At 71.6% G+C, this 13,704-nt stretch carries 8 protein-coding genes; 3 read left to right on the forward strand and 5 right to left on the reverse strand.

Going from position 1 to position 13,704, the window contains the following annotated elements:
• Positions 1-58: 58 nt before the first annotated feature.
• Both ACZ6I1_RS04340 and gmd read right to left on the reverse strand, forming a co-directional pair.
• Positions 59-2,833, reverse strand: a complete 2,775-nt coding sequence (locus ACZ6I1_RS04340) for a CBM96 family carbohydrate-binding protein (RefSeq protein WP_469282939.1) — start codon at positions 2,831-2,833, stop codon at positions 59-61.
• 245 nt (positions 2,834-3,078) lie between these two features.
• The gene (gmd, locus tag ACZ6I1_RS04345; RefSeq protein WP_446591736.1) at positions 3,079-4,092 is read right to left on the reverse strand and encodes a GDP-mannose 4,6-dehydratase; all 1,014 of its coding nucleotides are present in this window, start codon (positions 4,090-4,092) and stop codon (positions 3,079-3,081) included.
• A 211-nt stretch (positions 4,093-4,303) separates the two neighbouring features.
• On the opposite strand from gmd, the gene ACZ6I1_RS04350 reads away from it, so the two are divergent.
• Positions 4,304-5,257, forward strand: coding sequence for a GDP-L-fucose synthase family protein (locus ACZ6I1_RS04350; RefSeq protein WP_469282943.1), 954 nt, complete (start codon positions 4,304-4,306; stop codon positions 5,255-5,257).
• 16 nt (positions 5,258-5,273) lie between these two features.
• Here ACZ6I1_RS04350 and ACZ6I1_RS04355 read toward each other — a convergent pair whose 3' ends face one another.
• Positions 5,274-6,749, reverse strand: a complete 1,476-nt coding sequence (locus tag ACZ6I1_RS04355; protein ID WP_469282945.1) for a sugar transferase — start codon at positions 6,747-6,749, stop codon at positions 5,274-5,276.
• A gap of 441 nt (positions 6,750-7,190) precedes the next feature.
• Here ACZ6I1_RS04355 and ACZ6I1_RS04360 point away from each other — a divergent pair, with 441 nt between their 5' ends.
• The gene (locus ACZ6I1_RS04360; RefSeq protein ID WP_469283227.1) at positions 7,191-9,398 is read left to right on the forward strand and encodes a M4 family metallopeptidase; all 2,208 of its coding nucleotides are present in this window, start codon (positions 7,191-7,193) and stop codon (positions 9,396-9,398) included.
• 136 nt (positions 9,399-9,534) lie between these two features.
• On the opposite strand, the gene ACZ6I1_RS04365 is transcribed toward ACZ6I1_RS04360, so the two are convergent.
• Together ACZ6I1_RS04365 and glgP are read right to left on the reverse strand one after the other, a co-directional pair.
• Positions 9,535-10,119: a hypothetical protein gene (locus tag ACZ6I1_RS04365; protein ID WP_469282947.1), complete on the reverse strand. Its 585-nt coding sequence runs from the start codon at positions 10,117-10,119 to the stop codon at positions 9,535-9,537.
• Between the two features lie 209 nt (positions 10,120-10,328).
• Positions 10,329-12,965 (reverse strand): alpha-glucan family phosphorylase, encoded by a 2,637-nt coding sequence (gene glgP, locus ACZ6I1_RS04370; RefSeq protein ID WP_469282949.1) that lies wholly within the window; start codon positions 12,963-12,965, stop codon positions 10,329-10,331.
• A 220-nt stretch (positions 12,966-13,185) separates the two neighbouring features.
• Here glgP and ACZ6I1_RS04375 point away from each other — a divergent pair, with 220 nt between their 5' ends.
• A complete protein-coding gene (locus ACZ6I1_RS04375; RefSeq protein WP_469282951.1) occupies positions 13,186-13,677 on the forward strand; it encodes a zinc ribbon domain-containing protein in 492 nt (163 codons plus the stop codon).
• Positions 13,678-13,704: the final 27 nt, after the last annotated feature.

Consider the following 13,704-nt stretch of genomic DNA (forward strand, 5'->3'; position numbering starts at 1 on the left):
ACAGGGGTGCGGGGCCCGGCCGGGTGGCACCGGCCGGGCCCCGCTCTGCGCTCGTCGCCTACTTCGCGCCGAAGGTGAGGACCAGCTGCGGGACGCCGTCGGCGGCCGTGGCCTCCGAGGACCAGATCCACAGCGGGTCGGTGCCCGTGCTCGTCAGGCCCAGGCTGTAGCTGCTGCCCAGCGCCGCGGAGAGCGCGGTGGTGTCCAGCGGTACGGAGTGGACCGCCGAGCCGTCCGGCACGCCCGCGATGGTGCCCAGCGGGGTGGTGCCGAGGGCGGGCTTGGTGCTGAAGGTGGTGCCGGCGCCGCTCCAGGTGCCGGTGACCGGGACCACGGACACGGTGTCGGCGGTGCCGGCGCCCGTCTGCGTGTTGGTCTTGAACTGGAGCGAGGCGGCCTTCAGCACCTGCCCGGCCGGGGCGGCCGGGACGGCGAAGCGCAGGTAGGTCTCGTACGCCGAGGTGCCGCGCACCGCGAGCGAGGTGGACGTGCCGTACGCGGTGCCCGGGGCGCCCTGGTTGACGTAGGTGTCCTCGGTCGCGTTGACCTTGGAGACCGTGTCGGTGGGCGCCTTGGCCAGGGTGAAGTGGTTCTTGACCTGGGCCTCGGTGAGCGCCGTCGGGTAGACGGCCGTCTCGTCGAGCTGCCCGGCGAAGAAGTTGCTCGTCGGGCGGCTCGGCCAGCCGGTGAGGTTGTCGCCGCCGACGTGCCAGTAGCCCGCGTAGGTCTGCGTGCCGGTCCTGTTGAGCGTGCCCTTGTTCTGGCCGTCCACGTACAGGGTGATGCCGCCGGGGCCCTGGGTGCCGACCACGTGGTGCCACTTGTTGTCGTTGTACGTGTCGAACAGGCCGGTGGAGACGGTCTGGGCGGAGCCGTTGGAGACCCCGAACACCAGCCGGCCGGTGTTGGTCATGTAGAGGTGCTTGTCGTACGAGCCGCTGCTGCGGTCGGTGTTGCTGCCGAAGCCGATCAGCTTGCCGCCGCGGACGGAGCCCGTCTTGAACCAGGTCTCGATGGTGAACGTGCTGCCGACGGTCTGCCGGTGGTCGCTGTAGACCTTCTGGCTGGTGCCGTTGAAGCCCATCGCGGTGCTGGTGCCGGTGATCGCGCCGGGGGTCTGGCGCAGGGCCGGGGCGTTCAGCTGGACCCCGCCGGTGTTGCCGCCGGCCGAGGAGTCGGCGACGTACGGGATCACGCTGTCGTCGAAGCGCCAGTACAGGCTGGCGCCGTCGGCGCGGACCTGGTTCGGGTACGACTGGACCGCGCTCGGGACCGTCACGGAGACGGCGGCGGACAGGGCGCTGGTGTTGCCGGCCGCGTCGGTGGCGGTCACGCGGTAGCTGTAGGCCTGGCCGGCCTTGACCGTGGTGTCGGTCCAGGAGGCCTGCCGGCGCTGCCACTCCAGGGAGTCCGCGTTCACCGTGGCGGCGGGCGTGGCCGAGCCGTTGCGGTAGATGCGGTAGGTCAGCTTGCTGTCGTCGGCGTCGTAGCTGGTGCGCCAGCGGACCTGCGCCTCGCCGGGCTTGACGCTGTCGACGCTGGCCACCGGGGTGGTGGGGGCGCCGACGTCGCCGGTGGAGGCGAAGCGGGTCAGGGCCTGCTGCGGCTTGCCGTTGATGAGGGTGAACTCACCGCCGACCCACATGTACTTGACGTCGTTCTTCTCCGCGACGGCCATGACGCGCGGGCCGATGCCCTCGCCGAGGCCGTCGTTGGCGGTGGGGTGCCAGCCGAGCTTGCCCGGGCCGCGCACGAAGCCGCCCACGGGCGCGGGGGCGGGACCGGTGTGGTCGGTGGGCTGGGCCAGCAGGAAGTGGCGCTTGCCGTCGGGGAACTCCAGCTCGGTGGAGCAGTCGTGCGCGTGCGAGGAGCTGTAGAGCACCCCGTCGTAGGGCAGCACGTACTGGGTGGCGCCGAGGCAGCGGTCGCGCCACTTCTCGCTGAAGTCGGTGTTCAGGCCGATGCGGCCGTCGAAGACGCCGCCGCCGGAGCCCTCGTTGCCGGTGTAGTAGCCCGTCGCGTCGGCCGAGATGTCCTTGACCACGGAGTTGGACGGGATGTTGCTGTAGGTCTTGGTGACGGCGCCGGTGGTCGCGTTCACGACGGCCAGCGCGTGCGTGGTGGAGCCGTTGACCGAGAAGAAGTCGCCGCCCAGCAGGACGTTCTTGCCGTCGTTGCTCACCTCGACGGCGCGGCCGGGCTCGTCGGCGTTGGCCACGAAGGGCTTGAGCGCGCCGGAGCCGGCGTCGACCGCGGCGAACCGCTCGCGGGTCTGGCCGTCGACGGCGTTGAAGTCGCCGCCGATGTACAGGGTGTCGTCGGTGACGGCGAGGGCGCGCACGGTGGCGGGGACGCCCGGGTGGAACGCTGCCTTGGGGGTGCAGGTCGCGATGTCGATCGCGGCGAGGCTGGAGACCGGGGTCCCGTTGACGGCGCCGAAGTAGCCGCCCGCGTAGAGGGTCTTCTGGTCCTTCGAGACCTCCAGCGCGCGGACCGTCGCGGTGCCGTCGGAGACGGTGAAGGCGAGCTTGCACGAGGTCGGGTTGCCCGTCGCGGCGTCGAGCGCGGCGAAGTTGACGGCTTCCTGCTCGGTGCCGGCGGCGCCGGCGGGCGGGCGGACGGCCGAGAAGGTTCCACCGGCGAAGACGGTGCCGTTGGCCTGGGCCATCGCGAACACGATGCCGTCGGGCTGCCACGTCGGCAGGCTGTCGGCGGTGAAGGCCACGGGCGCCGTGATGGCGGACGCCTGCGGCATCAGCACCAGGCCTATCCCGGTGCCGGCACCGGCCAGTGACAGGACGAGGGCAGCAGTCAGCCCTCTGGATCTACGCATGAGCCCCCCAGGGCATCGCCCGGTTTGATGGCTGGAACTATCCGAACAGCCATATGTACGGGGGCAGACTAGGGCTCACGCGAGGGCCCGGTCACCTTGCTTGACCCATTGCATACCAACTTGGAATCAACAGGGTTCAGCACGGAGGGTGCACTGCGGACATATGGCAGGTTTGCCCCGGCCACACCCACACAGAGCTGTGGGTATGACCGTGACACGGCAAATCGTAGGCGAAATATAAGGCCTCAGCGGTCGATGCGGACCGTCACGCCCGCCAGTTGGTCCTCGACCTGGCGGATGTCGGCGTCGACCATGATCCGGGCCAGTTCGGACACCAGGACCGTCGGCTTCCAGCCGAGCAGGTCATGGGCCTTGGAGGCGTCGCCGATGAGCGCGTCGACCTCGCTGGGGCGCTCGTACTTGGGGTCGTAGCGCACGTGCTCGTTCCAGTCGAGGCCCGCGTGCGTGAAGGAGGCCTCGACGAACTCGCGGACGGTCGCGGCCACCCCGGTGGCGACGACGTAGTCGGTGGGCTCGTCCTGCTGGAGCATCCGCCACATGGCGTCCACGTACTCGGGGGCGTAGCCCCAGTCGCGGACCGCGTCGAGGTTGCCGAGGTAGAGCTTCTCCTGGAGGCCGGCCTTGATGCGGGCGACCGCGCGGGTGATCTTGCGGGTCACGAAGGTCTCGCCGCGGCGCGGGGACTCGTGGTTGAAGAGGATCCCGTTGACGGCGAACATGCCGTACGCCTCGCGGTAGTTCACGGTGGTCCAGTACGCGAACACCTTGGCCGCGCCGTACGGGCTGCGCGGGTGGAACGGGGTGCCCTCGTTCTGCGGCGGCGGGGTGGCGCCGAACATCTCGGAGGACGAGGCCTGGTAGATGCGGGTGTCGACCCCGCTGGCCCGGATGGCCTCCAGCAGACGCAGCGCCCCGAGGCCGGTCACGTCGCCGGTGTAGAGGGGCGCGTCGAAGGAGACGCGGACGTGGGACTGGGCGCCGAGGTTGTAGACCTCGTCGGGCCGTATCTCGCGGAGCAGGTTCACCAGGGCCACACCGTCGGAGAGGTCGGCGTGGTGCAGGACGAAGGACCGGTTGGCCGTCTGCGGGTCCTGGTAGATGTGGTCGATCCGCTCCGTGTTGAAGCTGGAGGACCGCCGCACCAGCCCGTGCACCGTGTAGCCCTTGGAGAGGAGCAGCTCGGCGAGGTACGAGCCGTCCTGTCCGGTGACGCCGGTGATCAGTGCCGTCTTACCCATGTCGGGTCCCCCTGGTGTTCGTCGCTGTTCGTTGTGCCGAGCGGGCCCGCCCCGTCCGAGCGCCGCGCTGGATGCGTACCGTACACGGCACGCTCCCGCCCCCTTCGGGCGGATTCCACCCACCCGGCGGCGGCGTCGCCGGCCGGGGTCCGGGCCCGCGGGGCCTGGACTGCTGCCACCCCCGCGGGAGCGGGCTGGCATCATCGGCGGTATGACAAGTTCGCTGCCGCTCCTGCCCCCGAACGCCCGCGTCTTCGTCGCGGGCCACCGCGGCCTCGTGGGGTCCGCGGTCGCCCGCCGGCTCACCGCCGACGGGCACGAGGTGCTCACCCGGGGCCGCGCCGACCTCGATCTGCGCGATGCCGCCGCGACCGCCGCGTACCTGGCGGACGTCCGCCCGGACGCCGTGGTGCTGGCCGCCGCCAAGGTCGGCGGGATCATGGCCAACAGCACGTATCCGGTGCAGTTCCTCGAGGAGAACCTGCAGATCCAGCTCAGCGTGATCGGCGGCGCGCACGCCGCCGGGGTGGGCCGGCTGCTGTTCCTCGGGTCCTCCTGCATCTACCCGAAGCTGGCGCCGCAGCCCATCCGCGAGGACGCGCTGCTGACGGGCCCGCTGGAGCCGACCAACGAGGCCTACGCCCTCGCGAAGATCGCCGGCATCGTCCAGGTCCAGTCGTACCGCAAGCAGTACGGGGCCTCGTACATCTCGGCCATGCCGACCAATCTCTACGGCCCGGGCGACAACTTCGACCTGGAGTCCTCGCACGTGCTGCCCGCCCTCATCCGGCGCTTCCACGAGGCTGCCGCGGAGGGCCGCGACGAGGTCGCGCTGTGGGGCAGCGGCACGCCGCGCCGCGAGTTCCTGCACGTGGACGACCTCGCCGCCGCGTGTGCGGTGCTGCTGAACAGCTACGACGGCGACGAGCCCGTCAACATCGGCTGCGGGGAGGACCTGACGATCCGGGAGCTGGCCGAGACCGTCGCCGAGGTGACCGGCTTCCGGGGCCGGCTCGCCTGGGACACGTCCAAGCCGGACGGCACCCCGCGCAAGCTGCTGGACGTCGGCCGGCTGGCCTCGCTCGGCTGGAAGCCCGGCATCGGGCTGCGGGACGGCATCGCCGCCACGTACGCGTGGTGGCTGCGCGAGCAGCAGAACGGCTGATCCCACCCGGAGCTCCTCAGTACGCTCCGCGGCCGTCGACGACGGCGCGGAGCGTACGGCCCATCACGTCGACGTCGCTGGTGAAGGACCAGTTGTCGACGTACTGCAGGTCGAGCTGGATCGTTTCGTCCCAGGACAGGTCGGACCGTCCGCTGATCTGCCACAGCCCCGTCATCCCGGGCCGTACGGTGAGCCGGCGCAGTTCGACCTCGTCGTACTGCGCCACCTCCTCCGGCAGCGGCGGGCGCGGGCCGACCAGCGACATGTGTCCGGTGAGGACGTTGATGAGCTGGGGCAGTTCGTCCATGGAGGTGCGGCGCAGCAGCCGGCCCACCCGGGTCACGCGGGGGTCGCGGCGCATCTTGAACATCAGGCCGTCGTTCTCGTTGTGCCCGGCCAGGTCGGCCTTGCGGGCGTCGGCGTCCACCACCATGGTGCGGAACTTCCACATGACGAACGGGACCCCGTCGCGGCCGATGCGCCGCTGCCGGTAGAAGGCGGGGCCGCGCGAGCCGAAACGTATCGCCAGGACGATTCCGAGGAAGAGCGGGGAGAGCAGCAGCAGTCCCGCGGCGGCGCCCACCCGGTCCAGCACCGACTTGAGCAGGGGCTGCACGCCCCGGCTGACCGGCGGTGCGACCCTCAGCACGGCGAGTCCGCCGGCGGACAGGGTCTCCAGCCGCTTGACGGAGACCTCGACGAGGCCCGGGAAGACGGCGAGTTCCAGCCCGGCGTCGTGCAGGGCCCAGGCGATCCGGCGCAGGCGCTCCCCGCCGATCCGCGCACCGGGGGCGACGAGCACCAGGTCGGCGTGGTGGCTGCGGACGGCGCCGAGCACGGCCGCGGAGTCGCCGTTCGGCGCCTGCGGCATCCCCGCCCCGAGGCGGCCGGCGACCGGCACCCCGCTGGAGAGGTCCCCGGCGCCGACCGGGACCACGCCGACGACCACGTACGGGTGGTCGGTGCGCGCGGCCAGGTGCGCGATGACGTCCTCGGCGGCGTCGGGCTCGCCCACGACCAGGACCCGGCTGACGGCCTGGGCCTCGCGGCGGGCCGCCGAGAGGTGGCGGTAGGTCAGCTTGTGGCAGGCTACGGTGATCAGCAGGGCGGGCAGCAGGGCGCCCAGGGCGGAGAGCCGGGGCGTGTCCTCCTCGGTCACCACGCGGACCACGGCGAGCACGCCGATCAGAATCAGCCAGTCGTGGACCACGGGCAGGACTCCCCGGGACTCCCCGAGGGCCCGGGCCGTGTACCTCCGGCGCAGCGCCTGCACCCCGGTCCAGGCGACGGCGGCGGCCAGGGCGCAGACGAGGGGCCGGACCTGCTGCGCTGCGTCGAAGACGAGGCCGACGGGCACGGCGGCGCCGAGCACGTCGGCGCTGACGGCGGCCGGCAGGTACCAGCGGGCCTTGTCACCGAGGCGCCGCGCGGGCAGGGCGGTCCCCCGGGCCGCCCCGGCCACTCTTTGCGCAGGAAAATGGACATGCCTCATGGGCCCCCCTGGCACGTGGTCTATGGCAGTGGCGAGCGTCCATGGCTTCCCCGGGCAACGGACGTGTGTCGCACCGGGAAACAGTACGACAAACACCCGTACGGTAAATGCGGATTGGGGCAACCCAGCCTCTTGTTGCTCAAGTGTTAGCAACCGGTACCAGCTGTTCCGAATACCGGAGCCCTCTTTCGCACGCAAAGGTGAAGGGTTCGGATACCGGATACGTCTCCTCGGAGAACGAACCGTTTCCGGCCAACCTTTTGACGCGCTCCTGACATTGCGGCGAGCAGCTGGCACTCTTCGACCGTTCATCGCACCAGCCCTGTTCTGCCCGGAGGCCCACCCAGCCTTCCGGAACCCCCCTTGCAGAAGGAGTCTGCGTTGAGGTCCACCCCCCAGAGACGAGCCACCGCGGCCGGCGCGCTCGTAGCCGCGGCAGCCATGCTCGCCGTAGGCATACAGACCGGCACCGCCACCGCCGACGCCACCGCGTCACAGGCCCGTACGGCCGCCCAGCCCAACCCGGGTGCGGCCAACCGCGTACTCAGCGCTTCGGAGCGTGCGACGCTCCTCGCCGAGGCGAACTCGACCACTGCGCAGACGGCCAAGGCCCTCGGTCTCGGCAGCGGCGAGAAACTGGTCGTCCGCGACGTCGTCCAGGATGCGGACGGCACCACGCACACCACCTACGAGCGGACCTACGACGGTCTGCCCGTCCTCGGCGGCGACCTGACGGTCCACGCCAAGGACGGCGCCACCAAGAGCGTCACCAAGGCCACCCAGCACGAGATCAAGGTCGCCGACACCACCGCCACGGTGACCCCGGCGGCCGCGGAGAGCCAGGCGGTCTCCGCGGCCAACGCCGAGGGCTCCAAGGAGGCCAAGCCCTCCAAGAGCGCCCGCAAGGTGATCTGGGCGGCCGAGGGCGTTCCGGTCCTCGCGTTCGAGACCGTCGTCGGCGGACTCCAGCACGACGGCACGCCGAACGAGCTGCACGTGGTGACCAACGCCAAGACCGGCGCCAAGATATCCGAGTGGCAGGCCGTCGAGACCGGCACCGGCAACACGATGTACAGCGGCCAGGTCACCCTCGGGACCTCGCAGTCGGGCAGCACCTGGAACCTGACGGACGCCGGCCGGGGCAACCACAAGACGTACAACCTCAACCGCGGCACCTCCGGCACCGGCACGCTGTTCTCCGGCCCGGACGACATCTGGGGCAACGGCCTGCCGGCCAACCTGGAGACGGCCGCCGCCGACGCCCACTACGGCGCGCAGGTGACGTGGGACTACTACAAGAACGTGCACGGCCGCAACGGCCTGCGCAACGACGGGGTCTCCCCGTACACCCGCGTCCACTACGGCAACAACTACGTGAACGCGTTCTGGCAGGACTCCTGCTTCTGCATGACGTACGGCGACGGTGACGGCAACGCCAAGCCGCTCACCTCCACGGACGTGGCCGCGCACGAGATGACCCACGGCCTCACCTCGGTCACCGGCAACATGACCTACAGCGGTGAGCCCGGCGGCCTGAACGAGGCGACCTCCGACATCATGGCGGCGGCCGTCGAGTTCTACGCCAACAACCCGCAGGACGTCGGCGACTACCTGGTCGGCGAGAAGATCGACATCCGCGGCAACGGCACCCCGCTGCGCTACATGGACAAGCCCAGCAAGGACGGCTCGTCCAAGGACAACTGGTACTCGGGCATCGGCTCCATCGACGTCCACTACTCCTCCGGTCCGGCCAACCACTGGTACTACCTGGCCTCCGAGGGCTCGGGCGCCAAGGTCGTCAACGGGGTGAGCTACGACTCCCCGACCGCGGACGGCCTGCCCGTCACCGCGATCGGCCGCGACGCCGCCTCGAAGATCTGGTTCCGGGCGCTGACGGTCGGCTACTTCAAGTCGACGACGAACTACGCCGACGCCCGCGTCCAGACGCTGAGGGCCGCCGCGGACCTCTACGGCCAGGGCTCGGCCATCTACAACAACGTGGCCAACGCGTGGGCCGGCGTCGCCGTCGGACCCCGCATCGTCAACGGTGTGACGGTCACCCCGATCGCCAACCAGAACACCCAGGTCAACACCGCCGTCAGCCTGCAGGTCCAGGCCACCAGCACGAACCCGGGTGCGCTGAGCTACGCGGCGACCGGCCTGCCGGCCGGGCTGTCGATCAACTCCTCCACCGGCCTGATCTCGGGAACGGCCACCACGCAGGGCACGTCCAACGTGACCGTCACCGTGACCGACTCGCAGAGCAAGACCGGGACGGCCTCCTTCACCTGGACGGTCGGCACCAGCCAGCAGAACGTGTTCGAGAACCTGGCCGACTACCAGATCGCGGACAACGCCACGGTCGAGTCGCCCATCACGGTGACCCGTACGGGCAACGCCCCGAGCACCCTCAAGGTGGACGTCAACATCGTCCACACCTACGTCGGTGACCTCAGGGTCGACCTGGTCGCCCCCGACGGCACCGTCTACAACCTGCGCAACCGCTCCGGCGGCAGCGCGGACAACATCGTCCAGTCCTTCACCGTGAACGCCTCCTCCGAGGTCGCCCAGGGTGTGTGGAAGCTGCGGGTCGCGGACCTCGCCAGCCTGGACACCGGTTACATCAACAGCTGGAAGCTCACCTTCTGACCCCCACCGGGCTGAGGAGAGCACCTGCTGACACCGCATGACCACGGGGCCGCCCGGGAGAAGACCTCCCCGGGCGGCCCTGTTCCATGGAGCCGCCCCCCGGACCGGTCGCCGGGACGGGACACGGGACCGGCGGTCAGCCGATCGAGCGGAAGACGTGGGCGAACAGCTCCTCCGCGCCCTCCGCGAATCCCTCCCCGGAACCCGCGCCGGTGCCGGCGGCACCGTCCTCGCGGCCGGTCTCGCCGCGGCCGCCATGGTCCCCGCTGCCGTCGCCGTTGCCTCCGACGTCACCGCGGCCGTCGCCATGGCCGTCGCCCCCGCCGTCGCCCCCGCCGTCGCCCCCGCCCTCGCCCCGGCCGTCGACCGGCTTGAAGAAGACCGCGATGACCTCGACGTTCCGCGCCCGCTCGCCCGGCGCGAGAACCCTCTCCGCCCTTCCCGCGCAGCCGTCGTTGGCGAAGAGGAGGGCCTGCGACCGGGTCTGGTTGACCACGTCGACGGCGGGCTCGTCGCGGGAGGTGTGCGTCAGCAGGTAGCAGGTGTCGTTGTCCGCGGGACGGATCTGCGCGCGGCGCTCGGCTCCGTCGTCGAAGAACCGGTAGTGGAGCGTGCCGAGGTCGCGCCCGCCCGGGTCCTCGTCGGCCAGCGCGTGGCCCGCGGAGGGCAGGACGAGCGCGAGGGCTCCGGCGAACACGGCGGCGGTGGTGCGAAGACGCATGGCGAAAGTCCGTTCCTCGGGTCCGCGGATGCCGGGTCCCCTGGCACCCGCGGGCAGCGTAGGAGCGGGCGGGCGCGCTGCGGCGATCCGGCATGCCCGGCACGTCGGAGGTTCACCCGGGAGGCCCGCCGGGCTGCTCGCGGGATCCCGCGAGGGAGGGGCGGGCGGACGAGGGATCCGCCGCCCGCCCCCGCACCACCGGGCCCGCGTCACCGCAGGAGTACGCCGCCCCCCGCGTCCGTGCCCGCCGGGGCCGCGACCAGCCCGAGTTCGGCCGGGCTCGCCAGCAGCGGGTGCGCCGGCAGGATGCGCACCGTGTAGCCGAAGGGCCCCGTCCGGTCGAGCGCCAGCGGGCCCTCGTACACCCAGCGCCCGTCCAGGTCGGGCCCGGCGGCCGGCTTGAGCGGGAAGGTCCGCCCGTCCCGGATCACGTCCTGCGGGTCCACCCGCCCGGCGACGGCCTGTACCTCCACGTCCTCCGGCAGCAGCGCGTCCAGTGCCACGTGCACGCGCAGCGTGAGGGTGGCCCCCAGCTCGGCGGTGCCGTTGACCGGGGCCGCCGCGAGGGCTTCGACGTGCTCGACGCCGACCCGCGGCCAGGCCGCCCGGACCCGCCCCTTCCACCAGGCGAGGTCCCGTGCCGCGTCGGGGCCCAGCGTGCGGTGGGCGTGCGCGGCGGGCGCGTAGAGCCGCTCCACGTACTCCCGCACCATCCGCCCGGCGAGGACCTTGGGCCCGAGGGAGACCAGCGTGCGCCGGACCATCTCGATCCACCGCACCGGAAGCCCGGTGCGCCCGGTCCGGTCGTAGAACCGGGGCGCGACCCGGCCCTCGATCAGCTCGTAGAGGGCGTTGGCCTCCAGGTCGTCGCGCCGCTCCTCGTCCGTCCCGATCCCGTCGGCGGTGGGGATGGCCCAGCCGAAGTCCGGCTCGAACCACTCGTCCCACCAGCCGTCCAGCACGGACAGGTTGAGGCAGCCGTTCAGCGCGGCCTTCATCCCGCTGGTGCCGCACGCCTCCAGCGGCCGCAGCGGGTTGTTCAGCCAGACGTCGCAGCCCGGGTAGAGCTTCTGCGCCATGGCCATGCCGTAGTCGGGCAGGAAGACGATCCGGTGGCGCACCCGGGGGTCGTCCGCGAAGCGCACCAGCTCCTGCACCAGCCGCTTGCCGCCGTCGTCCGCCGGGTGCGCCTTGCCCGCGACCACGATCTGCACCGGCCGGTCCGGGTCGAGCAGCAGCCTGCGCAGCCGGTCCGGATCGCGCAGCATCAGCGTGAGCCGTTTGTACGAGGGCACGCGCCGGGCGAAGCCGATGGTCAGGACGTCCGGGTCGAGTACGGAGTCCACCCAGCCCAGTTCGGCGTCGGCGGCCCCGCGCTGGCGCCAGGAGGCCCGCAGCCGGTCCCGTACCTCCTGGACCAGCTGCTCGCGCAGCACCCGGCGCAGGTCCCACACGTCCTGGTCGGGGATGTCGGCGACGGCGTCCCAGCGCCGGGAGCCGCCGACGGACAGCGCGTCCTCGGTGCGGCCCGCCCCGATCTGGCGGGCGCCGAGCCGGACGACCTCCGGGGCCACCCAGGTCGGGGCGTGCACCCCGTTGGTGACGGAGGTGATGGGCACGTCGGAGGGGTCGAAGCCGGGCCAGAGCCCGGCGAACATCTCCCGGCTGACGGAGCCGTGCAGGGTGGACACCCCGTTGGCGCGCTGCGCCAGGCGCAGTCCCATCACGGCCATGTTGAACACCCCGGGGTCGCCGCCGGGGTAGCTCTCGGCACCCAGCTCCAGGATCCGGTCGACCGGGACGCCCGCCAGCTCCCCGCCCTCGCCGAAGTGCCGGGCGACCAGGGACCGCTCGAAGCGGTCGATGCCGGCCGGGACGGGGGTGTGCGTGGTGAACACGGTCCCGGCGCGCACGGCCTCGAGCGCGGCGTCGAAGCCGAGGCCCTGCTCCCGTTCCAGTTCCCTTATGCGCTCGAGCCCCAGGAATCCCGCATGGCCCTCGTTGGTGTGGAAGACCTCGGGGTCGGGATGCCCGGTGATCGCGCAGTACGTGCGCACGGCACGGACCCCGCCGATGCCCAGGAGCATCTCCTGGAGGAGGCGGTGGTCACTGCCGCCGCCGTAGAGCCGGTCGGTCACCTCGCGGGCCGCGGCGTCGTTGTCCTCGACGTCGGAGTCCAGGAGCAGCAGCGGGACGCGGCCGACGCGGGCCTGCCAGATGTGCGCGTGCAGGGCGCGTCCGCCGGGGAGGGTCAGGCGGACGCGGGCGGGAGACCCGTCGTCCTGCCGCAGCAGGCCGAGCGGGAGTTCGTTGGGGTCCAGTACCGGATAGTGCTCCTGCTGCCAGCCGTCGCGGGAGAGCGACTGGCGGAAGTAGCCGTGCCGGTAGAGCAGTCCCACGCCGATGAGCGGGACGCCGAGGTCGCTGGCGGCCTTCAGGTGGTCCCCGGCGAGGATGCCGAGGCCGCCGGAGTACTGGGGCAGGGCGGCGGTGATGCCGAATTCGGGGGAGAAGTACGCGATGCCGGCGGGCAGTTCCGCGGTGTTCTCCTGACTCTGGTACCACCTCCCGCCGTTCACGTAGTCATCGAGGTCGGCGGCGGCGACGGCGAGCCGCCGCAGGAACCGGCGGTCGCCGGCGAGTTCCGCGAGCCGGGCGGCGGAAACGGCGCCGAGCAGCCGGACGGGATCGCCGCCGGCGGCCTGCCAGCCCTCGGGGTCGACGGATTGGAAGAGGTCACGGGTCTCGGCATGCCACGACCAGCGCAGATTGCGCGCGAGGTCGGTGAGCGGCAGCAGGGTCTCGGGAAGAACGGGACGCACGGTGAATCGACGGATAGCCTTCATCAAACCTCTCCCAGGAGGCTCTGGCCGTCAGGCCGGGGAGGAACGGGTTCTTGGTGCGGTGCCGCATGGCGGCGGAGCTTTCGGGTCGGCCGTGACCTGTGCTTTCGGCTGTTGTCAGTGGCTGGGGCTACGTTGGCCGGGTGAAGTTGGTAGTGCAGGTGAAGCTGCTGCCGTCGCCCGAAGAGGCGGAGGCGACCATCAACTCGGTGCACAACCGGCCGTGCGTACGGTGAAGAAGGTCGTGGACGCGTATGTGACATTGCGCGCCAACCTGCGGGCCGGGAATCTCGGCCCGGTCGGCTCGAAGCGCCGCCCAAAGGCGGAGTCGAAGGCGATCGCATTCCGTCCGGATGCGGCGCAACCATTCGACGACCGGATCCTGTCGCTCGACGGCATCCGCGACCGGGTACGGCCTTCCCGCGACCAGCGGGCCGCGCTCTCCTCCTGGCCGTTCCATCAGCTCGAAGAACGCATCCGGTACAAGGCCCGGCGGGTCGGCGTACCGGTCATCGCGGTGGACGCCCACGACACCTCGCAGATGTGCCCCAGATGCGGGCACACCGAGCGGGGCAACCGCCCCTCGCCCGACCATTTCCGCTGTCGTCGGTGCGGGCTCGCCGGCCCCGCCGACGTCGTCGCCGGGGTCAACGTGCGCAACCGCGCACGCTCGGCGTGGGTTCTCGTCAACGGACCCGTACCACAAAGGGCTTAACCTCCCCCGACTGGTGGATGCGACCCG

The sequence above is a fragment of the Streptomyces sp. NPDC046303 genome (genome assembly GCF_055588085.1).